The sequence below is a fragment of the Pseudomonas sp. D5(2026) genome, from assembly GCF_057766845.1.
Map to the genome: position 1 here is coordinate 1,728,022 of NZ_CM173421.1, position 24,022 is coordinate 1,752,043.

Here is a 24,022-nt window from a genome sequence, read left to right on the forward strand (position 1 = left end):
CTTGTCACAGAGAGGAAAGGAGGCACCCAAAGCTGGGAAGCTTCCTACGACGTGCGACAAATTATGTAGAATGATAATGATTGTCAAATGCGAAACTAAATTATTATTGCGTGTTGCTGTCCCAAGGGGGCATGCCCCCAGGTATGCCTCCAGCCTTCACGCAGCCCCACACCCTCGCCCCCGCTAATTTCTGCCCCCGTCCATCCGTTCCCCTGTGTACATCCCCGGTCGCCGCTCGCTGCCCGCCGCTGTTCGCGGCGCAGTCGGCACGCCCTAACAGACACTGGCAGGAACACCCCATGACGGACGCCTTCGAACTCCCGCTCTCGCTGGTCCAGGCCCTGGCGCAACGCGCCGCGCAGACCCCGGACAGGATTGCTCTGCGCTTTCTCTCCGACGCCCCCGGCGAGCAGGCCGTGCTCAGCTACCGGGACCTCGACCAGCGTGCGCGCACCATCGCCGCTGCCTTGCAGGCGCGTGCCAGCTTCGGTGACCGTGCCGTGTTGCTGTTCCCCAGCGGGCCGGATTACGTGGCGGCGTTCTTCGGTTGCCTGTACGCAGGCGTGATCGCGGTGCCGGCTTACCCGCCGGAGTCCGCGCGCCAGCATCATCAGGAGCGTTTGCTGTCGATCATCGCCGACGCCGGGCCGCGCCTGCTGCTGACCGTGGCGGCGCTGCACGACCACCTGCAAGGCCTGGAGGTGCTTGCGGCAGACGACACGCCCGAGTTGCTGGCCGTGGACGGCCTGGACCCGGCGCTGGCCGCGACCTGGCGTGAGCCCGCACTCAAGGGCGAGGACATCGCCTTCCTGCAGTACACCTCCGGTTCCACCGCGCTGCCCAAGGGCGTGCAGGTCAGCCATGGCAACCTGGTGGCCAACGAGCAACTGATCCGCCAAGGCTTCGGCATCGACCTCAATCCCGACGACGTGATCGTCAGCTGGTTGCCGCTATACCACGACATGGGGCTGATCGGCGGCCTGTTGCAGCCGATCTTCAGCGGTGTGCCCTGCGTGCTGATGTCGCCAGGGTTCTTCCTGGCCCGGCCGCTGCGTTGGTTGCAGGCCATCAGCGACTACGGTGGCACCATCAGCGGCGGGCCCGACTTTGCCTACCGCCTGTGCAGCGAGCGGGTGAGCGAGGCTTCGCTGGCCGGGCTCGACCTGAGCCGCTGGCGCGTAGCCTATTCGGGCTCCGAGCCAATCCGCCAGGACAGCCTGGCCACCTTTGCCGACAAGTTCCAGGCCTGCGGTTTCGACCCGCACAGCTTCTTCGCCAGTTATGGCCTGGCCGAAGCCACCTTGTTCGTCAGCGGCAGCCGCCGTGGACAGGGTATCCCCGCGCTTGAGCTGGATGCCAAAGCCTTCGCCGCCAACCGCGCCGAACCCGGCACTGGCAGCGTGCTGATGAGTTGCGGCTTCCCGCAGCCGGGGCACGCGATACGCATCGTCGAGCCGCAACAACTGCAAGTGCTGGGCGACAACCAGGTGGGGGAAATTTGGGCAGGCGGCCCGAGCATCGCCCTGGGCTACTGGCGCAACCCAGAAGCCAGCGCTCGCACCTTCGTCGAAATGGATGGCCAGACCTGGCTGCGTACCGGCGACCTGGGCTTCATGCGTGAAGGCGAGGTATTCGTCACCGGGCGCCTGAAAGACATGCTGATCGTGCGTGGGCAGAACCTTTACCCGCAAGACCTGGAGAAAACCCTCGAACGTGAAGTGCAGGTGCTGCGTAAAGGCCGGGTGGCGGTGTTCGCCGTCGAGCATCAAGGCGAGGAGGGCATCGGTGTCGCGGTGGAGGTCAGCCGCAACGTGCAAAAGGCACTCAAGCCCCAGGACCTGATCAAGACCCTCCGGCAGGTCATCGCCGATGCCTGCCGGCAGGCCCCCGCCGTGGTCCTGTTGCTGAACCCCGGCGCGCTGCCGAAGACCTCCAGCGGCAAGTTGCAACGCGCTGCCTGCCGCCTGCGCATGGACGATGGCAGCCTCGACTGCTATGCCCGTTTCCCTGAGGCAAGCGAAGCCGGTGCCGGTGCAACCGCTGGCGATGAGCTGCAAGCACGCATCGCGGGTGTGTGGCGCGAGATCCTCAAGGTAGAGGCGGTGGTCGCGGACGACCACTTCCTGTTGCTGGGCGGTAACTCCATCGCCGCCACCCAGGCCACTGCGCGCCTGGCCGATGAGTTGGGTATCGACCTGAGCCTGCGCATGCTGTTCGAGGCGCCGGTACTGGCCGACTACAGCAAGGCCGTGGCACAGATCATCGCCGATGGCGCCGCAGGCACCGCAGCCATCACCACGCTGGAGCGCGCCCAGGCGTTGCCCCAGTCGCTGGCGCAAAACCGCTTGTGGCTGCTTTGGCAGTTGGATCCGCAATCAGCGGCCTACCACATTCCTGCCGGTTTGCACCTGCGTGGCGAGCTGGATATCAACGCTCTGAAGGTGGCCTTCCAGGCACTGGTGGCGCGCCATGAATCGCTGCGTACCGTGTTCAGCGAAGAGAATGGCCAGGCGCTGCAGCGTATCCTGCCGCAACAACCGTTCAGCCTGCACCGCCTGGACCTTGAAGGGCACTCGCCCGAGCAGGTTGCCGCGCAGCGTGAAACCGAGGCCCGCCAGCCGTTCGACCTCTCCCAGGGTCCGTTGCTGCGGGTGACCCTGGCGCGGCTGGACGATGAAGACCATCAACTGTGGGTGACTTTGCACCACATCGTCGCTGACGGCTGGTCGCTGAACATCCTCCTCGATGAGTTCGCCAAACTGTATGCCGCCCACTGCCAGGGCCTGGAGGCCAACCTGGCGCCGCTGCCCCTGGGTTACGCCGACTACGGCAGCTGGCAGCGGCAATGGCTGGCCGAAGGCGAAGCCGAGCGGCAGCTGCAGTATTGGCAGGCATGCCTGGGCGATGAACTGCCGGTGCTCGACCTGTGCACCGATCATCCACGTGCCAGCCAGCGCGACCATCGCGCCGCCCGTTTCAGCTTCAAGGTGCCGGCCAAGCTTACTGAAGCGCTCAAGGGCCTTGCCCGCGAGCAGCAGGCCAGCCTGTTCATGGTCCTGCTGGCAGGTTGGCAGGCGCTGCTGCACCGCTACAGCGGCCAGTCCGATATCCGCGTCGGTGTGCCCAATGCCAACCGCCCGCGTATGGAAACTCAGGGCTTGGTCGGTTTTTTCATCAATACCCAGGTGCTGCGCGCGCAATTCGATGGCCGTCTGTCGTTCGCACAGTTGCTGGCCCAGGTCCGTCAAGCCACCCTCGCAGCCCAGGCCAACCAGGACCTGCCATTCGAGCAGTTGGTCGAAGCCTTGCCAGAGGCGCGTGAGCGCGGCCTGTTCCAGGTCATGTTCAATCACCAACAGCGCGACCTGTCAGCCCTGCGGCGTCTGCCGGGGCTGTTGGCCGAAGAGCTGCCGTGGCACAGCCGTGAAGCCAAGTTCGACTTGCAGTTGCACAGTGAGGAAGACCATCTGGGCCGCCTGAGCCTGGCCTTCGACTACGCCGCGGAGCTGTTCGAAGCCAGCACCGTTGAACGTCTGGCCCATCACCTGCAGGCGCTGCTGGAACAGGTGTGTGCCGCGCCGCAGCAGGCGCTGGGAGAGGTGCAATTGCTGGATGAGCACGGCCGTGCGCAGCTGCTGGGTTGGGGCCAGGCAGAGGCCGCCGCAGCGCAGCACCTGTTGGTCGAACAACTCAATGAGCAGGCACGCCTGACGCCGCAACGCACCGCCCTGATCTGGGACGGCGGCAGCCTGGATTACGCCGGGCTGCACCAGCAAGCCAACCGGCTGGCCCACTACCTGCGTGACAAAGGCGTCGGCCCCGATACCTGTGTGGCCATTGCCATCGAGCGCTCGCCGCAATTGCTGGTTGGCCTGCTAGCCATTCTCAAGGCTGGCGGTGCCTACGTGCCGCTGGATGTCGATTACCCTGCCGAACGCCTGGCCTACATGCTGGCCGACTGCGACGCCCGTTTGCTACTGAGCCACAGCAGCCTGCTGGGCAAGCTGCCGCAGGTCGACGGTGTCAGCGCCATTGCCCTCGACCAGTTGCACCTGGACAGCTGGCCCAGCCATGCCCCCGGCCTGCACCTGCACGGCGACAACCTGGCCTACGTTATCTATACCTCCGGCTCCACCGGGCAGCCCAAGGGCGTAGGCAATACCCATGCGGCGCTGGCCGAGCGCCTGCAGTGGATGCAGGCGACCTATGTGCTGAATGACAGCGACGTGCTGATGCAGAAGGCGCCGATCAGTTTCGACGTCTCGGTGTGGGAATGCTTCTGGCCGTTGGTCACCGGCTGCAAGCTGGTGCTCGCTGGCCCTGGTGAACACCGCGACCCACAGCGTATCGCTGCCCTGGTGCAGGCCCATGGGGTGACCACGCTGCACTTTGTACCGCCGCTGTTGCAGGTGTTCGTCCAGGAGCCGCAGGCAGGTGCCTGCAGTAGCTTGCGCCGGGTGTTCTCGGGTGGCGAAGCGTTGTCCGCCACGCTGCGTGACCGCGTGCTGCAGGTGCTGCCGCAGGTGCAGTTGCACAACCGGTACGGCCCGACCGAAACCGCCATCAACGTCACCCACTGGCACTGCCAGGTGGCGGACGGTGAGCGCTCGCCCATCGGCCGCCCGCTGGGCAATGTGCTGTGCCGCGTGCTGGACGATGAGCTGGAACTGAGCGCCCCCGGTGTGCCGGGCGAACTGTACCTCGGTGGCGCGGGCCTGGCCCGGGGTTACCTGGGCCGCCCCGGCCTCACTGCCGAGCGCTTCGTACCCCAGGCCGACGGCAATGGTCAGCGTCTGTACCGCAGTGGCGATCGCGCCCGCTGGCAGGTTCAGCTGGAGGCCCTGGAATACCTTGGCCGCCTCGACCAGCAGGTAAAGGTGCGTGGTTTTCGCGTCGAGCCAGAGGAAGTTCAGGCCTGCCTGCTGGCACAGGCGGGTGTGGAACAGGCGCTGGTGCTGATACACAAGGACGCCGTTGGCGCGCAACTGGTCGGCTATTACAGTGGCAGCGCCCAGCCTGCCGAGGTGCTGGCCGTGCTGGCTGAGCAATTGCCAGCCTACATGGTGCCGGCGCAACTCATCCCTTTGGCACAGATGCCCCTGGGCCCCAGCGGCAAGGTCGACCGCAAGGCACTGCCTGCTCCAGTGTGGCAGCAGCGTGAGCATGTCGAGCCACGAACCGAGCTGCAACAACAGGTCGCGGCCATCTGGCGCGACGTGTTGAATTTGCCGCGCATTGGCCTGCAGGACGACTTCTTCGCCCTCGGTGGTCACTCGTTGCTGGCGACTCAGATCGTTTCGCGCACCCGCCAGGCCTGCGATGTCGAGCTGCCGCTCAAGGCCCTGTTCGAAGCCAGCGAATTGGGCGCCTTCTGTGCCGAGATCGCCCACTTGCGCGCGGCCGGCGAGCGCAATCTGCAAGGTGCAATCGCCCGTGTCGACCGCCGTCAGGCGGTGCCGCTGTCGTACTCGCAGCAGCGAATGTGGTTCCTCTGGCAGATGGAGCCGGATAGCCCGGCGTACAACGTCGGCGGCATGGCACGCCTGCGCGGCACCCTGCATATAGACGCTTTCGAGCGTGCGCTGCAGGCGCTGATCGTGCGCCACGAAACCTTGCGCACCACGTTCCCCAGCATCGACGGGGTGCCGTACCAGTGTGTGGCCGAAGACAGTGGCCTGCATCTCGACTGGCAAGACTTCAGTGTGTTGTCAGTCGATGCCCGCCAGCAACGTTTGCAACAATTGGCCGACGACCAGGCGCACCAGCCATTCGACCTGGAGCGTGGTCCGCTGCTGCGCGCCTGTCTGGCCAAGGCCGACGAGCGCGAGCACTTCTTCGTGCTGACGCTGCACCACATCGTCACCGAAGGCTGGGCCATGGACATCTTCGCCCGCGAGCTGGGCGAGCTGTACGAAGCCTTTGTCGATGACCGCGAATCGCCACTGGCGCCGCTGCCGGTGCAGTACCTGGACTACAGCGTGTGGCAACGGCAATGGCTGGAAAGCGGCGAGGGCGCGCGCCAGTTGGCCTACTGGAAGGCTCGCCTGGGCGATGAACACCCGGTATTGGCCTTGCCCGCCGACCGCCCGCGGCCGGCTGTGCAAAGCCACCGTGGCGAGCTGTACCGCTTCGACCTCGACCCGGCCCTGGTCGCCCGCGTGCATGCCTTCAACAGCCAGCGCGGCCTCACCCTGTTCATGACCATGACCGCCACCCTGGCCGCCTTGCTGCACCGCTACAGCGGCCAGCGCGACCTGCGCATCGGCGCGCCGGTGGCCAACCGCATCCGCCCGGAAAGCGAAGGGCTGATCGGCGCCTTCCTCAATACCCAGGTGCTGCGCTGCGAGCTGGATGGGCAGATGACCGCCGCGCAGTTGTTGGAGCAGATGCGTCAGGCCGCCATCGAAGGCCAGTCGCACCAGGACCTGCCGTTCGACCAGTTGGTGGAGGCCTTGCAGCCGCCGCGCAGCAGCGCCTACAACCCACTGTTCCAGGTGATGTGCAACGTGCAGCGCTGGGCTTTCCAGCAAAGCCGCAGCTTGGCCGGCATGCAGGTGGATTACCTGGTCAATGACGCCAGCGCCACCAAGTTCGACCTGTACCTGGAGGTGACCGACCTCGACGGTCGTCTGGGTTGCTGCCTGACCTACAGCCGCGACCTGTTCGACGAGCCGCGCATCGCGCGCATGGCCGAGCATTGGCAGCAACTGCTGGTCGGCCTGCTGGACAACCCGCAACAGCGCCTGTGCGAGCTGCCGATGCTGAGCAGCGCCGAGCAGCAGGTGCTGGTGGGCCAGTTGCAGGGCGAGCACGATTTCGACCTCGACCAGACCTTGCACGGCCTGTTCGCCGCCCAGGCCGCGCGTACGCCACAGGCTGGTGCGTTGACCTTTGCCGGCCAGCACATGACCTATGCCGAACTCGACCAACAGGCCAACCGCCTGGCCCGCGCCCTGCGCGAGCGTGGTGTCGGCCCGCAGGTGCGCGTGGGCCTGGCCCTGGAGCGATCGCTGGAAATGGTGGTTGGCCTGCTGGCCATCCTCAAGGCCGGCGGCGCTTATGTACCGCTCGACCCCGAGTACCCGCTCGACCGCCTGCGCTACATGATCGAAGACAGCCGCATCGGCTTGCTGCTGAGTCAGCGCGCGTTGCTGCAAGCCGTGGGCGAGCTGCCTGAAGGCGTGGCCAGCTGGAGCCTGGAAGACGATGCCGCCAGCCTGGCGGCCTACAGCGATGCGCCGCTGGACAACCTCAGCCTGCCGCAGCACCAGGCTTACCTGATCTACACCTCAGGCTCCACCGGCAAACCCAAGGGCGTGGTGGTCAGCCATGGCGAGTTCGCCATGCACTGCCAGGCGGTGATCGCCGCATTCGGCATGCGCAGCGATGACTGCGAACTGCATTTCTATTCGATCAATTTCGACGCTGCCAGCGAGCGCCTGTGGGCGCCGCTGCTGTGTGGCGCCCGTGTGGTGCTGCGCGCCCAAGGGCAGTGGGGTGCCGAGGAAATCTGCCAACTGGTGCGTGAGCAGCAGGTAAGCATCCTCGGTTTCACCCCTAGCTACGGCAGCCAACTGGCCCAGTACCTGGGTGGGCAGGGCGAACAGTTGCCGGTGCGCTTGGTGATCACCGGCGGCGAAGCGCTGACCGGCGAGCACCTGCAACGCATCCGCCAGGCCTTCGTGCCACAGCTGTTCTTCAATGCCTACGGCCCGACCGAAACCGTGGTCATGCCGCTGGCTTGCCAGGCGCCAGAGGCCTTGCCAGCAGACCTTGGCAGCGTACCGATAGGCCGCGTCATCGGTAGCCGTACGGCCTACATCCTCGACGAGGATCTGGCTTTGTTGCCGCAAGGCGGCATTGGCGAGCTGTATGTCGGCGGTGCCGGCCTGGCGCAGGGTTACCATGACCGTCCAGGCCTCACTGCCGAGCGCTTTGTCGCCGACCCGTTCAGTGCCGAAGGCGGGCGCCTGTACCGTACCGGCGACCTGGTACGCCTGGGTACTGATGGCCTGGTGGAGTATCTCGGCCGTGCTGATCAGCAGGTAAAGATCCGCGGCTTCCGCATCGAGCTGGGTGAAATCGAGAGCCGCCTTCAGGCCCACGACGATGTCGACGAGGCCGTCGTGCAGGCGCTGGACTTGCCGGGCGGCAAGCAGTTGGTGGGCTACTTGGTGTGCAGGCAGGCCACCGGCGGTAGCGAGGCGCAAAACCTGCTGCGCGAAGCGGTGAAAGCCGATGCCCGCCAGCATCTGCCCGATTACATGGTGCCTGCGCACCTGGTGCTGCTCGACAGCCTGCCGCTGATGGGCAACGGCAAACTCGACCGCCGTGCGCTGCCGCTGCCGGACCTTGAGCAGGCGCGGCAGCAATACCAGGCCCCTGGCAATGAGGTGGAAGCACAGCTGGCGCAGATCTGGCGCGATGTGCTCAACGTTGCCCGGGTCGGCGTGCAGGACAATTTCTTCGAGCTGGGGGGCGACTCGATCCTGTCGATCCAGGTGGTCAGCCGCGCCCGGCAGGCCGGCTTGCAATTCACCCCGCGCGATCTGTTCCAGCATCAGACCATCCAGACCCTGGCGGCTGTGGTTCAGCTCAGCGAAGCCGTGAGCACGGTCGAGCAGGGCCTGCGCCAGGGGCAGGCCGGGCTGACGCCGATCCAGCACTGGTTCTTCGACAGTGACGTGCCAAAGCCGCAACACTGGAACCAGGCGGTGCTGCTGGAGCCGCGCCAACCCTTGGATGAGGCCACCCTAGAACAGGCGTTGGCTGCGCTGGTGCAGCACCATGACAGCCTGCGCCTGCGCTTCAGCGACGCCCAGGGCCGCTGGCAGGCGCAGTACGCGCAGCCTGGCGCCGAGCAACTGCTGTGGAGCGCCACTGTCGCCGATTTCAATGATTGTCAGGCACTCTACACTGACGTGCAGCGCAGCCTGGACCTGCAACAGGGGCCGCTGCTGCGCGCCTTGCTGGTGCGTGACGGGCAGGGCACCCAGCGGTTGTTGCTGGCGATCCATCACCTGGTGGTTGATGGTGTGTCCTGGCGGGTGCTGCTGGAAGACCTGCAGGTGCTGTACCGTGGCCTGCCTCTGCCGGCCAAGACCCACGCCGTCGGCGACTGGGCGGCGCGCCTGGTCAGCTACGCCGGCAGCGATTCGCTGCGTGACGAACTGGCCTGGTGGCAAGGCCAGCTGGGCGGTGTGCGTCGCGAATTGCCGTGCGACCATCCGCAGGGCGGCAATTTGCATCGCCACGCTCAAACCCTGGCCATCGGCCTGGACGTGGAGCAGACACGACAGCTGTTGCAACTGGCCCCGGCGGCTTACCACACCCAGGTCAACGACCTGCTGTTGACCGCACTGGCGCGGGCCTTGTGCCGCTGGAGCGGCGATGAAGAAGTGCTGGTGCAGCTCGAAGGCCATGGCCGTGACGGGTTGTTCGAAGACATGGACCTGACCCGCAGCGTCGGCTGGTTCACCAATGCCTACCCACTGAGCCTGCGTCCGCTGCCAGGTGAAGACGACGCGGCGCGGGCCGGTTCGATCAAGCGCATCAAGGAACAACTGCGCCATGTACCGCACAAGGGCCTGGGCTACGGCGTACTGCGCTACCTGGTGGATGCCGCCGGGCGCGAGCAGATGGCGGCCTTGCCGCAGGCGCGCATCACCTTCAACTACCTGGGCCAGTTCGACCAGCAGTTCGACAGTGCGGCCTTGTTCCAGCCCCTGGAAGCCCCGGCTGGGTTGGCGCATGATCTCGATGCGCCGTTGCCCAACTGGTTGAGCGTCGATGGCCAGGTGTATGGCGGTGCTCTGCAACTGCGCTGGACCTTCAGCGCCGAGCGCTACGACCAGCAGACTATCGCGGGTCTGGCTGAGGGCTATCGTCAGGAGCTGCTGGCGCTGGTCGCGCATTGTCTGGCCGATGGCAATGGCAGCTTCACCCCATCGGACTTCCCGCTGGCGCACCTGACTCAGGAGCAAATCGACGCATTGCCGGTCCCGGCCGCGCAGATCGAGGACGTTTACCCGCTGACGCCGATGCAGGAAGGCATGCTATTGCACACCCTGCTGGAGCCGGGCACTGGCCTCTACTACATGCAGGACCGCTACCGCATCAACAGCGCGCTCGACCCCGAGCGTTTCGCCCAGGCCTGGCAGGCCGTGGTGGCGCGCCACGAAGCGTTGCGCGCCTCGTTCAGCTGGAACAGCGGCGAGGCGATGCTGCAGATCATCCACAAGCCAGGCAACCTGGCGGTGGACTACCAGGACTGGCGCGGCCTTGCCGACGATGCCCAGGAGCAGCGCCTGCAGGCCCTGCACAAGCAGGAGCGCGAGGCCGGCTTTGCCTTGCTCAGCGAGGCACCGTTCCACCTGCGCCTGGTGCGCGTGGCCGATGAACGCTACTGGTTCATGATGAGCAACCACCACATCCTTATCGATGCCTGGTGCCGCTCGCTGTTGATGAACGATTTCTTCGAGGTCTACCAGGCCCTTGGCGAAGGCCGTCAGGCCCAACTGCCGGTGCCGCCGCGTTACCGCGATTACATCGGTTGGCTGCAGCGCCAGGGCCTGGACGACGCACGCGCCTGGTGGCAGGCCAACCTGGCCGGCTTCGAACGTGCCACAGCCATCCCGAGCGACCGCCCGCTGCGCCATGACCACGCCGGTAGCGGCATGGTCGTCGGCGACTGCTACACCCGCCTGGAGGTGAATGATGGCGTGCGTCTGCGCGAGCTGGCCCAGGCCCATCAGCTCACCGTCAACACTTTCGCCCAGGCGGCCTGGGCCCTGGTGCTGTCGCGCCACAGCGGCGACCGCGACGTGGCCTTTGGCGTAACCGTGGCCGGGCGCCCGGTGAGCATGCCGCAGATGCAGCGCACCGTCGGCCTGTTCATCAACAGCGTGGCCCTGCGCGTGCAGTTGCCCGCGGCGGGTGAGCGTTGCAGCGTACGCCAGTGGCTGCAGGGCCTGCTGCAAAGCAACATGGAACTGCGCGAGTACGAATACTTGCCGCTGGTGGCGATCCAGGCGTGCAGCGAGCTGCCCAAGGGCCAGCCGCTGTTCGACAGCCTGTTCGTGTTCGAGAATGCGCCGGTTGAAACCGCCGTGCTCGATCACGCCCAGTACCTGAACGCCAGCTCCGACTCGGGCCGTACCCACACCAACTTCCCGCTGACGGCGGTGTGTTACCCGGGTGATGACCTGGGCCTGCACCTGTCGTTTGACCAGCGCTACTTCGACTACCCGACCGTCGAGCGCCTGCTGGCCGAATTCAAGCGCCTGCTGCTGGCGCTGGTACAAGGCTTTGAAGGGGAGGTGAGCGAGCTACCGCTGTCGAGCGCCCAGGAGCAAGGCTTCCTGCTGGAGGACTGCAACCGGACCGAGCGGGTTTATCCACTTGAACAGAGCTACATCGCGCAGTTCGAAGCGCAGGTCGTGGCGCATCCACAGCGTACCGTGGCCCGCTGCCTGGAGGCATCCTATGACTACGCCAGGCTGAACCTGGCGGCCAACCGCCTGGGCCATGCGTTGGTGGCTGCCGGAGTCTGCGTGGACCAGCCAGTGGCACTGCTTGCCGAACGTGGGTTGCCGCTGCTGGGCATGATTGTCGGCAGCTTCAAGGCCGGCGCCGGCTACCTGCCGCTGGACCCGGGCCTGCCGGCGGCGCGCCTGCAAAGCATCATCCAGCTCAGCCGCACGCCAGTGTTGGTGTGCAGCGCGGCCTGCGCCGAGCAGGGACGGCAGTTGCTCGGTGAGCTGGAGGCTGCGCTGCGGCCGCAACTGCTGGTCTGGGAAGACGTCCAGGCCAACCCGATCGCAAGCCACAACCCGGGTATCCACAGTGGCCCGGACAACCTCGCCTACGTGATCTACACCTCAGGCTCGACCGGTCTGCCGAAAGGGGTGATGGTCGAGCAGCGCGGCATGCTCAACAATCAGCTGAGCAAGGTGCCGTACCTGGCCTTGAGCGAGCAGGACGTGATTGCCCAGACCGCCTCGCAAAGCTTCGACATCTCGGTCTGGCAGTTCCTGGCTGCGCCGCTGTTCGGCGCCAAGGTAGAGATCGTGCCAAATGCCATCGCCCACGACCCGCAAGGCCTGCTGGCGCACGTGCAGGCCACCGGCATCACCGTGCTGGAGAGCGTGCCGTCCCTGATCCAGGGCATGCTGGCCAGCGACCACCAGGCCCTCGACGGCCTACGCTGGATGCTGCCGACCGGCGAGGCCATGCCACCGGAGCTGGCGGCGCAGTGGCTGCAGCGCTACCCGCAGATCGGCCTGGTCAATGCCTATGGCCCGGCGGAGTGCTCGGATGACGTGGCGTTCTTCCGCGTCGATGCCGCCTCGACCCAAGGCAGCTACCTGCCAATCGGCACGCCCACCGATAACAACCGGCTGTACTTGTTCGGCGAGGACCAGGCGCTGGTGCCGCTGGGGGCGGTGGGCGAACTGTGCGTGGCGGGTACGGGTGTAGGCCGTGGCTACGTCGGTGACCCGGTGCGCACGGCACTGGCGTTCATTCCTCACCCTTACGGGGCACCGGGAGAGCGCCTGTACCGTACCGGTGACCTGGCGCGGCAACGCCCGGACGGCGTGCTGGAATATGTCGGGCGCATCGACCACCAGGTGAAGATTCGCGGCTATCGCATTGAGCTGGGCGAAATCGAGGCCCGGCTGCATGAGCAAGCGGAAATTCGCGATGCCGCCGTGGCGGTGCAGGAGGGCGTGAACGGCAAGTATCTGGTTGGCTACCTGGTGGCGCACCAAGGCGTCAGTGCCGATGCCGCGTTGCTGGAGCAGGTCAAGCAACGACTGCGTGCCGAGTTGCCGGAGTACATGGTGCCGTTGCATTGGGGCTGGTTCGACAGCTTGCCGCACAACGCCAACGGCAAGCTCGACCGCAAGGCCCTGCCAGCCATCGACATCGGCGTGCAGCATAGCCAGGCCTATCAGGCGCCACGTAACGACCTGGAGGATGTGTTGGCGGGCATCTGGGCCGATGTGCTCAAAGCCGAGCGGGTGGGGGTGTACGACAACTTCTTCGAGCTGGGCGGCCATTCATTGCTGGCCACGCAGATCGCTTCGCGGGTGCAGAAGCAGCTACAGCTGAACGTGCCGCTGCGGGCGATGTTCGAGTGCAGCACGGTGGAGGCGTTGGCCGAGTATGTACAGGGGCTGCAGGGCAGTGCGCTGGATGATGACAAGGTCGACCGGCTCAGTGACCTGATGGCGGAGCTGGAGGGGCTGTGATGGGCAGGGGCGCCTGGCGCCCCCTCTCAATGGCCACGGTACCTAGACCGAAGCATTGATAAAGGCTTCATCCAGCGATTTGGCATGGTGGCGTTCCATGAACTGTCCACCACTGTCAAACGCTTCCAGTCGCTTGTTTGCGAGCATATAAAAGCGCTGGCAGTTTTTCGTGATTTCCTCTGTGTAATGAGAAGCTATCAGCACACTCGCGCCTTCCGCGCACGCGCTTTTTATACCGAGCCATATATAATGTCGAAATTCAGGGTCCACGCCAGCCGTTGGCTCGTCAAGAATGATCAAGTCACTGTTTAAAAGCAACAAGGTCAGCGTGAAGTAGCTGCGAATTTCACCGTAGCTGCAATTGGCGGCTTTTTTCTTGGCAATTTCTGCATATCGCTTGGACAGTGACGGGGACCATTTGCCTAGTTTCGAGAGAATCTCTGTGTGATCTGGGGAAACGTTGGGGGTCAGGCTGGTGATTAGCTTGCCCGCTTCGTCCATGCGCAGTAAGGGGGGCGGTGTAAGGATTTGGGTCAAATAGGCCTGACGCCTGGATACATTGGAAATGGTGCCTTTCGCCGGTTTCTTTATTTTACAGATGAGGTCGAAAAGGGTTGTCTTTCCGGCCCCGTTGTTGCCCAGAATGCCAACCAGTTCCCCCGCTTTTATAGTGAGTTCAATGTCGTTCAGCAGCGGGTTTCCGCTGTATCCGAAGTGAAGGTTGTTTATAGTTAAAATGTCCATCAGTATCGGCTCCATATGGGTTGGATTCTGAAATACCTTCCGGTCAGGTATGTCGAGGCCGCAGAGACCGAAAGAGCAATCAGGAAACTGTTGAGAAGGGGCATTTCGCCATGGAAGATCTGCGCGCTTAGAAAGAGCGGGTTGATCAGCGTTAGCGTATGCGAAGCATCGTGCCCCAGCGTGGCACCGGTGTATCCGGAGACCAGCATGAGAAATGACATGAGTGAGAAAAGTGTGCTGGCTGTGCTGAATTTTATCGGCAGCGCAGCGATCCCCAGGCCGATACAGGTGAACATGAGGTAGCTGGTGTAAAAGCATGCCATCAGATAGAGGTATTCAGGAAGTGAGTAGTGACCTCGTAAGGGTTTGGTCAAGAGGTAGAATAGTGTGGCGTAAAGCGAGCTCAATAAAAAATAACTGAGTGTGTGGGCCGTCAGGAATAGCTTGATTGCGCTGTGTTGGTAGATGAAGGACCGCGTGAAGCCACTTTCCCTCCTGCCGATGAGGTAGAAGCTGAATCCAAAGAACGCGAGGGTGGCAGAGATGTATGAGTAGAACCAGGCGGCTGAAGCGGTATAGGTTGCGGTTGCATGCGTCGGGTTGGTGATGATGAAGAGTATGCAAGGGGCCAGCGCTGACCAAAGAAGCGATGTGGGCTCCCTCAAGTGCTCAGTGGTCAAGATTTTTGTGATGGTCGTGATTTTTTTTGCGCTGCGGATACAGTGGTTTGGGTTCATGAGTAGACCATTTTGGTGTCATGGTTGCGTGTTGTTTGATTTCGCAGTGAGTGTCGAAGCCAATGCCATGAGGCTAATGCCATATTGATTTTTCATGAGTGTCTCCTGCTTTTTGGTGTGGTCTGAAATGTACGGGTATGGAGGTTTAGGCGTTCGGTTGTTTCAAGTCAAGCTTTCGGTGGGGATGGCGTGGCTGGGCGTGATATTGGGATGTTTGGTTTAAAGCTATTTTTGTGGGGGAATTCTTCAGAAGGGTCTTGCTTAAACCTGATAGTGTTTTTTTTGAGTTTATTTTTCTTCTAATTGTGTAAGAAATTTCGGTTTTTGATGCTCGAACGCTCTGTTGTGAGCGTCCGAGTGTTCTTTGTTGTGCGTGTGTGTGGGATTTGAATAAGGGAAGCAAGCAAACGATGTTTAACGACAGGGCGTGCCGAATAATTGTTTCTAGATATGTTGAGTGGCAGGTTTAAATCTGCGCGGGGTAGCTTTGCTCGGTCGGGAGATTTAATGCTTGCGAAAGAACGGCCTGCGTCCAATCACCAATGTGTGTCCACTCCCGATCAGTGTAGGAGCGGGTTTACCCGCGAAGACAGTGGCGGCGGCAACGGTGAACGGCTGGTGGAAATTGGCCAGCAGGTCCGGCCTTTTCGCGGGTAAACCCGCTCCTACGCCCGACCGCGCAGGCCTTGCGATCACATGCCTGGCGCAAAATCCAGCCGTTAGCGCGAGCCCCGTAGGAGCGGGTTCACTCGCGAACACCGGCGTAGCCGGTGCCATGCCCCGCGTCACCTGCTTCGTGGCGCTCGATTTGCGCCCCACCACATGCACTAGCGCTTGCCCAGAATCTTCCCCAGCATCTCTGGCCGTGGTGCCCCTTGCTGGCTTTGCAGGTTGCCTTGCTCATCCTGATAGAAAATGGCTGGGGTCGCCTGCAACCCCATCTCTTCCATCAACGCCATGTTCGCCGCCAGCTTCTGTTGCACAGCCTCTGGCACCTGTTCCAGCGCCTTCAGCGTGCTGGCCTTGCCGGCCTTTTCATGCTGCTGCAGTGCCTTGGCCGGGTCTTTCGCCGCCAGCAGCGCCGCCGACTTGCCCGGGCTGTCTTCGCGGATGATGCCGACCATGATATGGCGCAACTGCACCTTGCCCGACTCCACCCAGGGCCGCGCCTGTTCCCAGAACATGTTGCAGTACGGGCAGTTCGGGTCGCTGAACAGGTACACCTTGCGCGGCGCATCGGCCTTGCCGTCGGCGATCCACGCGGTCTTTTCCATTTTCGCCCAGATTTCCTTGCTCATCGGCGCGTATACCAGCTTTTGCAGCGGCTCGGCGCTCAGGTCCTTGCCCTGTTCGTCGAACAGGCTGCCGACCAGCACGTGCTTGCCGTCGGCGGTCAGGTAGAGGGCCAGGGCGTTGTTCTGGTACTCGGCGGCATAACCGCGCAGGCCGTTGGGCGCATCGAAGCTGCCCTTGATCACGGCGCCCTTGGCTTGCAGTTGCTGAACCGCCTTGGGCAGTTCTTCGGCCTGCAGGGCAGGGGAGGCCAGCAGGGCCAGGGACAGGGGCAGCAGTGCAGTCAATCGCATGTCAGTTTCCTTGTGCGGCAGGGGCGGGCGCAATGGCCCGGTCGAAAGGTTCCAGGGCGTGGCGCAGGCTGGCCCGGGACAGTTCGCCCAGGTGGCTGCCGACCAGACGCCCGTTGGCGTCGTAGAACAGGGTGGTGGGCAAGGCCATGGAGCCGACGCGCTGGGCCAGCAGGCCGGTGCCGTCGAACAGCACGTGTGTCAGGCTCAGGCCGGTGGTGGCGAGGAAGGTGCTGACGTTTTCCGGGGTCTCTCCCTGATTGACGAACAGGAAGGTCACGTGCGGGTAAGCGCTTTGTGCCTGTTGCAGCACGGGCATCTCACGCCGACACGGTGGGCACCAGGTGGCCCAGATGTTGATGACCAGCGGCTTGCCGCGGTAGCTGTGCAATGCCACGGCCTGGCCGTCGGCGTTGCGCAGGCTCAGGTCGGGCAGCTCGGTGCCTTTGCTGTAGAGGTGGCCGCCGAGGCTGGCCAGGCCCCAGAACAGTGCCCCGCTGAACAGCGCCCAGCCTAGCGGGCGGCGCAGGCCGGGGTGGCGCCAGCCCTGCCACAGGGCTCCGAGCACGATGCCGGCAAGGCCCGACCAGAACAGGAAGCCGCCATCGCGAATGTCGATGATTTGCAGCGGGTCGTCCTGATACATCGGCCAGTAGGCCAGCACGAAGCCGGCGCGGGCACACAGCAGGCCGATCAGGAACAGGTTGAACAGCGCCGATTCCGGGCTCTCGCCGCCACGTCGGGCAACCCACCAGCCGACAATGCTGGCAATCACCAGGGCGGTGAGCATCAGCAGGTGGTTGAGGGCCATGGTCAGGGGCCCGAGTGTTATGGTCAGCATCAGCCTTGGCTCCTGGTCTGGGCCCAGTGTTGCTGGAACGCTGCTGCATCAACTTCACCGGTGATGCGCCGCGCGCGTCGTTCTTCGCCTTCCGGGCCGATCCAGATGATGCTAGGCGGGCCGGGTACCTGGTAGCGCTGCAGCAGGGCCTTGCTGGCCGGGCTGTCGGCGGTCACGTCCAGGCGCAGCAGGTGCACGTTGGCCAGGCCGGCCTGCACGTCGCTGCGGGCGAACACCTGTTTTTCCATGACCTTGCACGACACGCACCAATCGGCATAGTAGTCGAGCATCACCCACTGGCCGCGGGCTTTGGCCGCATCCAGCTCACGTTGCAGGTCTTCGGGGCGGCTGACGGTGACGAAACTGTCTTCGGCATGCAGGCCAGCGGCCGCTGTGCTGTCCCCCCCCGTGAACGGGCGTAGCGGCTGCCAGAGGTCGTCGCCGCCGGCTGCCGCACCGACCAGCAACAGGCCGCCCCACAGGGCGCCCAACAGCGGTACGGCGCGCAACGCCGGCAGGCGCTGCAGGCCCGGCCAGGCGGCCCAGGCCAGGGCGATCAGCCAGGCGCCGCTCAGTGCCAGCAGCAAGGTAGCGGGCAGCAGGCTGCGCACGGTGTACAGCGCCATGGCCAGGAACACGAAGCCGAACACACCCTTGACCCGGTTCATCCATGCACCTGGGCGCGGCAGATAACGGTTGCCCAGGGTTACCAGCAACAGCATCGGCACGCCCATGCCCAGGCCGAGGCTGAACAGCACCAAGGCCCCTTGCAGCACGTCGCCGCTCTGGGCGATGTACAGCAGTGCGCCGGCCAGTGGTGCGGTCATGCACGGACCGAGCAGCAGGCCAGACAACGCGCCCAGCAACGCCGCGCCATACAGGTTGCCGCCACGGGTACCTTGCCCGGCGCGGTCCAGGCGGTCGCGCACGACGGCGGGTAATTGCAGTTCAAAGGCACCGAACATCGGCAGCGCCAGCAACACGAACAGGCCCGCCAGGCTGCCCAGCAGCCAGGGTTGCTGCAGCCAGGCCTGAAGGCTGGCGCCCAGCAGCGCGGCAACCACACCCAGGGCGGCGTACACCAGCGCCATGCTCAGCACATACACCCCCGCCAGCAGCCAGCCGCGCCGGGCACTGGCGCCATTGCCCAGCACCAGCCCGGCAAGGATCGGCAGCATCGGCAGCGAGCAGGGGGTGAAGGCCAGCAGGAGTCCAAGGCCGAAGAACGCCAGCAGGCTCCAGGCCAGGTGGCCTTGCTGAAGGTTACTGGCCAAGGCCTGGTCGCTGGCTTGCTCGGCGGCTGGCGCCACACTGCCGCCCAGGTCGATCAGCGTGGTTTGCGGGGGGTAGCACAGGCCGGCGTCGGCGCAGCCCTGCCAGCCCAGGCGCAATTGGCCCTGGGCAGTGGCCGGCAGCAGCAGTTCGAGCTGGTCGCGGTACACCGCGCTGTCACCAAAGAACTCGTCATGGTGGTTGAGCGCTGGCGGCAGCTGCGGGTGTTGCTCGGCAGGCAGGCCGTCGAACTTCAGGCGCTTCTGGTACAGGTAGTACCCCTGCTTGATCTGGAAGTACAGGCGCATCTGGCCGTCGGCCTGGCGGTCGTGGGTGAGCACGAAGGCTTGGTCAACCGGCAGGAAGTCTGGTTTCACGTCGAACGGGTTGGCTTGCAACGGGCCGGCCAGTAGTAGTGTGAGGAAGAGCAGGAGAACGCGCATGTCTTCGCCTTGGCAAATCGGGGAATGGGGCCATGCTGGCTGGGGTTGATTAAATGAAGGTTAACGCTGGTTTTTGGGCTGGGAGAGCATAAGGGCTTACAGGGGTTCGTCGCGGCATTTTCAGCGCCTGGGGGATCGAGCGCCGCCCGCGCGGCGCATCGCGAGCTGCGCTCGCTCCTACGTTTGTTTCGGGCCAGTTATTTCTGTGAAATTTGCGCGCGTACGCCTTGGCGCATGGCGCGATATCGCGTCGTACAAACAAAGCGGTCGCGCGCGCCTGTAACAGGCGTTACTGGCCAAAAACAAACGTAGGAGCGAGCGCAGCTCGCGATGCGCCGCGCGGGCGGCGCTCGATCCCCCAGGCGCTGAAAACCCCAGGCGCTGCCCCCCCCAGGCGAACACCTACCAGCCCCCCCCAATCCCGCCCGTCACCCCAGACACACCGCGACATATTGTCGGCTTGACTTTGCCTATGCCCACCCAATTGCTGTAAAGTTGACGCACGAGTCAGCTTTCCCGCCAGTACTAGAATCAAAAACAGGGCAGACCCCCTGCTGCCCAGAGGATCCAACATGTCCAACCGTGATATTTCCCGGCGCGCTTTTTTGCAAGGCGGCCTGATCGCTGGTGTCGGTGTGACCATGGCGCCATTAGGCAGCCAGGCATTCGCCGCGCTGATGGAGGAGCGCGTCACCACTTCGCCGCAGAAGTGGATGAACCATGATGGCAAGGCGCGTTTCCGTAACGATGCCTTGTCCAAGGTCTGCGGCGACAAGGTGTTCGCCCGCGACATCCGCGCCAAGGACATGCCCGGGTGGCCCGCGCAGCAGGGCCATGCGCTGCTGCTCAAGGCCACCACGGTTGATCGTATCTATGCCGGGCATGACCTCAGCCTGCTCGGCACCGACCTGCAGCCGGACCGCATCGTCACTGCCGCCGACCTCGAACAGGACGGCATTGCCTGGCCCGAGGCCCATTCGCCCGACCCGCTGCTGCCGCCCGGCAAGGTGCCGATGTTCATCGGCCACCCGGTGGCGATCCTGATCTGGCACGACTTCGAGCGCTTCCGCCAGGCCAAGCGCAAGCTGCAGTTCAATCAGCAGGCGATCCGTTACGGTGCCCAGGCGCCGCTGTACCAGCGCGACCCTTATGGCAGCTTCCGCTTCGTGCGGGTGGGCGGCGCCACGCCGTTCGACGACGATGAGTTCTCCAGCCTGAAGAACTCCATGCTGTTCCCCACCATCCTCAACCGCAAGCCGGTGTGGTCGAAGCAGCCCAACCAGCACGGCGACCTGACCGAGCAGGGGTTGTTCTACGCCAAGCGCATGGCCGAGCAGTTGGACAACCCGCCCGAGGACTGGCTGGTGTTCGACGAGCGCTACAAGACGCCGTCCATCGAACCTGCCGCGCTGGAGCCGGACAACGGCAACGGCTGGTACGACCCGGCCACGGGCACGCTGCACTTCGTGGTCGCCACCCAGTGCCCGTTCGAAGTGGCGCAAGAATGCGTGCACATGATCAAGCCGTCGCGCTTCGCCCTGAACACGCTGAACATGCACCCGGGCTACACCGTGGGCTATGGCTCAAAAGACAACAATATCTTCGTCTTCTATGCCGCGGTGGCCGCGCTGTACGGCGCCGGCGTGCCGATCCGCCTGGCCAACGACCGCTACGAGCAGTTCCAGAGCGGCATCAAGCGCCATGCCTTCGATATCCGCTACCAGCTGGCGGTGGACAAGAAGGACAACAGCTTCAAGATCTTCCGCGCCGACATGAGCTGCGACGGCGGCGGGCGCATCAACTACAGCCCGTCGGTGGCAGCCGTAGGCGCCACTGCAGCGCAGTCGATCTACTACATGCCGCAGAACGACCTGTCGGTTACTGCCTACTATTCCCGCGGTGTCGAGGCCGGCTCCATGCGCGGTTATGGCACCCTGCAGAGCATGGCAGCCACCGAGATGATGGTGGATGAGATCGCCGGCCGCCTGGGGGTCGATGCCATCGACCTGCGCCGCGCCAACGCGCTGAAATCGGGCATGAAGAACACCCAGGGCGCGGTGCCGGCGGGCGCGCTGCGGCTTTACGAGATCCTCGACAAGGCCGCTGTGCATGAATGGTGGCGCGACCGCGACGCACGCAAGCGGCAGATGGACGCGCAGGATCAGGACCACTGGTACGGGGTGGGCTTTGCCATTTGCCAGAAGGACTTCGGTACGGGCTCCGAAGCACCGATGGCCAGCATCGAATTCAGCCGCGACGGGCGTATCAGCCTGCGCCACATCGGCACCGAGCTGGGTACCGGCATGTCCACCTCCCAGGCTTTGGTGGTCAGCGATTTCCTCGGCCGCTCGGCCGACGAGGTAACGACGGCAGTCACCGAATGGCCTGAGCTGCAACTGAGCACCAGCGGCAACCCGTACCTGATCAGCCAGCCTGAGCAGGACGCCGCGCTGCGCAACCCGCGCTGGGTCGGCAAGCTGGCGTCGCCCTCGTCGGCGACCAACTCGGCCTTCTACTTCAGCCATGCCACCCGCGAAGCGGCGCGTGTGCTGTTCAACCATGGCCTGTGGCCGGCGGCCATGGCGATCTGGAGCCAGGGCCCATATGGCGGCCAGGCCAACCCACTGGTGGTGCGCCGCGAAAATGCGGTGTGGGTCAACGGAGAACTGACCGGTAACGGTCTGCAGCCGATTCCGTTCGCCCAGCTCGCACAGAAGGCCCACGACATGGGCTTGGTCACCGGCGCCAGTGTGCACGGCTTCAACCGCTGGAGCTGGGCCGAGGCCGACTTCGTCATCGACGGCGTGCGTGAGCGTCTACCGCTCGACGCGGTGGCGGTGAAATACGGCGATGGGGCGGTGAATGCCAAGAAGGCGCAGATGAACAGCCATGGCTACCACCTGCTCGACCGGCAGAATGCGGCCTACCCCGACACCCAGCTGAACAATGCCATGGTCACCTACTATAGTCCGGTGGCGACCATCGTCGAGGTCAAGGTCAACAAAGGCACCTTGGAGACGCAGGTGCTCAACCACCACAGTTGGGTCGAGTGTGGCCGGGTGCTGGTGCCGGAACTGGTCAAGGGCCAGCTCGAAGGCGGTATCGCCATGGGCATTGGTCATGCACTGACCGAAGAAATGCCGTTGTACGAGGGTGGGCCCGGGGAGGGCGACTGGAACTTCAACCGCTACCGCCTGCCGCATGCGCGCGATGTGGCGGTGTGGCAGCAGACCAGCGAAATCCTCCCGCCGCTGTCACCGACCGACCCCTCCAAGGGCATCGCCGAAGTGGTGATGATCCCGGTCGTCGGTGCCATCGGCAATGCCGTCGCGCATGCCATCGGCAAGCGCGTGCGCGATCTCCCCATCACCCCAGCCCGTATCAAGGAGGCCCTCAATGGCTAACCGTCCACTGCAACTGACGCTCAATGGCCAACCGGTCGGGCCGGTCGAGGTCCCTGCGGACCTGGCGATGATCGACTACCTGCACGAACACCAGAACCTCACCGGCTCGCGCCTGGGCTGCGGCCAGGGCATCTGCCACGCCTGCGTGGTGATCGTCGACAACCCCGACGGCACCAGCGAAGAAGTGCGCACCTGCATCACCGGTGCGCATTACTTCGAAGGCAAGAAGGTTCGCACCATCGAAGGCCATGCCAAAAAAGACGAGGCCGGCAACCTGACGCTCAACCCGATCCAGCAGAAGTTCGTCGACCTGTTCGCCTTCCAGTGCAGCTACTGCGCACCAGGCTTCGTCAACGCCGCTACCGTGCTGGTGGAAACGGCCCAGCGCCAGCCGCTGAAGAAGAGCGAAGTGGAAGACCGCATCGAGGCCAGCCTCGGTCACCACATCTGCCGCTGCACAGGCTATGTGCGTTACTACGATGCCACCCGCAAGGTGCTCAATGATCTTGGCCTGGTCAAGGAGGGTTGAACATGGGTTTCGTACGTAGCGCCTCGGCGTTGGTCCTCGGGCTGGCTGCCAGTTCGTTTGCCCTGGCGGCCGATGATGCGCAGGTCAAGCGCGGTGAATACCTGGCCCGCGCGGCCGACTGCATGGCCTGCCATACTGCTGAAGGCGGCGCGCCGTATGCGGGTGGCCTGCCTATCCATTCGCCGTTCGGCACCATTTATGGCAGCAATATCACCCCGGACAAACAGTACGGCATCGGCAACTACAGCGCCGACGAGTTCTTCGCAGCAGTCACCGAGGGCAAGCGCAAGGACGGCGCCAACCTCTATCCTGCGATGCCTTACACCTCGTACCACCTGATCAAGCGTGAAGATTCGGACGCGATCCTCGCCTACCTGATGACCATACCGCCGATCAACCGCCCGGCACCGCAGACCGCGCTGCGCTTCCCGTTCAACGTGCGCATGGGCCTCAGCGGCTGGAACATGCTGTATGGCAAGAGCGTGCAACTGCAGCCGACCGAGGGCAAAAGCCCGGCCTGGCAGCGCGGCCAGTACATGGTCGAGGTCATGGGCCATTGTGGCGAATGCCATACCCCGCGCAACCCGATCGGTGCGCTGCAGCAGGACCAGCGCCTGAGCGGCGGCCTGTTGGGTGGCTACCTGGCGCCAAGCCTGTTGGCCCAGGACCTGGCCGAGCGCGGCTGGACCCAGCCGGACCTGACCACCTTCCTCAAGCACGGCATCAGCGCCCAGGGCAGCATGTTCAACGAGATGTACCCGGTGGTGCACCACAGCACCCAGCACCTGGAAGATGCAGACCTTGCGGCCATGGCCACCTACCTGCTGGGCGACCAGCCGCCGCCGGCCAAGGCTATCGAGACTGTTGCCCTGGAGCAGATGAGCGACAGTGCCAAGCGGGGCCACCAGCAGTACCTGAACGTCTGCGCCGGCTGCCATGGGGTCGACGGCGAGGGCAAACCGCACATCGCCGTGGCCATGCGCGGCAACACCGTGCTGCGCCAGGCCGATTCGCGCAATCTGGTCAAGGTGATCCTCGAGGGCATCCGTGAACAGCAGTTCACCGGCTTCGAGCGCATGCAGCCGATGCCGGGCTTTGCCGACAAGCTGGATGACCAACAGGTGACGGATATGGTCAACTACCTGCGCCAGGCCTGGGGTGGATTGCCCGGTGACCTGAACGTACAGCAGCTCGCCGAGCTGAAGGCGGAGTAAAG

At 64.3% G+C, this 24,022-nt stretch carries 9 protein-coding genes; 4 read left to right on the forward strand and 5 right to left on the reverse strand.

Annotated features, from left to right (window positions below; translation table 11 throughout):
- Positions 1–299: 299 nt before the first annotated feature.
- Positions 300–13,253 carry a non-ribosomal peptide synthetase gene (locus tag AC3B5Q_RS08100; protein WP_488392967.1) on the forward strand — a complete coding sequence of 4,318 codons (12,954 nt, stop codon included), beginning with the start codon at positions 300–302 and terminating at the stop codon, positions 13,251–13,253.
- A 42-nt stretch (positions 13,254–13,295) separates the two neighbouring features.
- On the opposite strand, the gene AC3B5Q_RS08105 is transcribed toward AC3B5Q_RS08100, so the two are convergent.
- The 5 genes from AC3B5Q_RS08105 to dsbD form a co-directional block, all read right to left on the reverse strand.
- The gene (locus AC3B5Q_RS08105) at positions 13,296–13,997 is read right to left on the reverse strand and encodes an ATP-binding cassette domain-containing protein (protein WP_414816713.1); all 702 of its coding nucleotides are present in this window, start codon (positions 13,995–13,997) and stop codon (positions 13,296–13,298) included.
- On the reverse strand, positions 13,997–14,734 hold the full coding sequence (locus AC3B5Q_RS08110; protein WP_414816714.1) for a hypothetical protein: 738 nt from the start codon (positions 14,732–14,734) through the stop codon (positions 13,997–13,999). Before AC3B5Q_RS08110 ends, AC3B5Q_RS08105 begins: the two co-directional genes overlap by 1 nt.
- An 827-nt stretch (positions 14,735–15,561) precedes the next feature.
- Positions 15,562–16,320, reverse strand: a complete 759-nt coding sequence (dsbG, locus tag AC3B5Q_RS08115; RefSeq protein ID WP_021784462.1) for a thiol:disulfide interchange protein DsbG — start codon at positions 16,318–16,320, stop codon at positions 15,562–15,564.
- 1 nt (position 16,321) lies between these two features.
- Positions 16,322–17,158, reverse strand: coding sequence for a TlpA disulfide reductase family protein (locus tag AC3B5Q_RS08120; protein WP_103444712.1), 837 nt, complete (start codon positions 17,156–17,158; stop codon positions 16,322–16,324).
- Entirely contained in the window at positions 17,158–18,873 is a 1,716-nt protein-coding gene (dsbD, locus tag AC3B5Q_RS08125; protein WP_103462263.1) for a protein-disulfide reductase DsbD, read from the reverse strand. Before dsbD ends, AC3B5Q_RS08120 begins: the two co-directional genes overlap by 1 nt.
- A gap of 572 nt (positions 18,874–19,445) precedes the next feature.
- Here dsbD and AC3B5Q_RS08130 point away from each other — a divergent pair.
- From AC3B5Q_RS08130 to AC3B5Q_RS08140, 3 genes are read left to right on the forward strand one after another with little or no spacing between them, the layout of a single operon-like run.
- Entirely contained in the window at positions 19,446–22,277 is a 2,832-nt protein-coding gene (locus tag AC3B5Q_RS08130; protein ID WP_053870492.1) for a xanthine dehydrogenase family protein molybdopterin-binding subunit, read from the forward strand.
- The gene (locus AC3B5Q_RS08135) at positions 22,270–22,806 is read left to right on the forward strand and encodes a (2Fe-2S)-binding protein (RefSeq protein ID WP_003254265.1); all 537 of its coding nucleotides are present in this window, start codon (positions 22,270–22,272) and stop codon (positions 22,804–22,806) included. Before AC3B5Q_RS08130 ends, AC3B5Q_RS08135 begins: the two co-directional genes overlap by 8 nt.
- A 2-nt stretch (positions 22,807–22,808) precedes the next feature.
- Positions 22,809–24,020, forward strand: coding sequence for a cytochrome c (locus tag AC3B5Q_RS08140; protein ID WP_028698365.1), 1,212 nt, complete (start codon positions 22,809–22,811; stop codon positions 24,018–24,020).
- The last annotated feature ends 2 nt before the right edge of the window (positions 24,021–24,022 follow it).